A 618-nucleotide genomic window follows, 5' to 3' on the forward strand; every position below is an offset into this window, starting at 1 on the left:
CGGTAGAGACGGTTGGTCTCTTTCCCGTACATACTCTTCACCAGCGTACTGGTATTGGTGTTTTGAGTGTCGCCGGCATAGAGATTACCCTGGCGGCTGTAACCGGCCTCAAACTCCAGGGCCTGCATCGGGGCAAACTCCCAGCGCAGCTTACTGTGAATATCTTTGTTCACCACCCCTTCACGTCCGGCGGGATAAGAACCGGCGTAGGAACCGGTACGTTCCGCTTCATGCCCGGCGTTAATATCCTGTGCATCGGCCTGGGTTTTACTCAGATTACCCCAGAGATTGAAGCTGACACTGTCCGACAGCGGACCATTGAGGCTAAAGTTAGTACGTTTCGTCGCCCCTTCTTTACGGTGCTGCGGAGCATTCATATAGGTATTCCACGACCCGTGCCATTCTGGTGTGGTCGGTTTGGTCACGATGTTGACGACCCCGCCCATCGCGCCATTACCATAGCGCGCCGCCGCCGGGCCGCGGATCACATCGATATGATCGATCATCTCCGCTGGCACCCAACTGGTATCGCCGCGGGAGTCACGATCGCCGCGCCAGCCATACCGCACCGAGTTACGGCTGGTCACCGGTTTACCATCGACCAGCACCAGGGTATTC

General features: G+C 57.3%; 1 protein-coding gene. It reads right to left on the reverse strand.

What is annotated here, in order from left to right:
- The coding region (locus HHU12_RS34520; protein WP_169661221.1) for a TonB-dependent receptor plug domain-containing protein at positions 1-618 on the reverse strand (618 nt) is incomplete at both ends.

Source organism: Flammeovirga aprica JL-4 (genome assembly GCF_012844305.1).
Taxonomy (GTDB): domain Bacteria; phylum Bacteroidota; class Bacteroidia; order Cytophagales; family Flammeovirgaceae; genus Flammeovirga; species Flammeovirga aprica.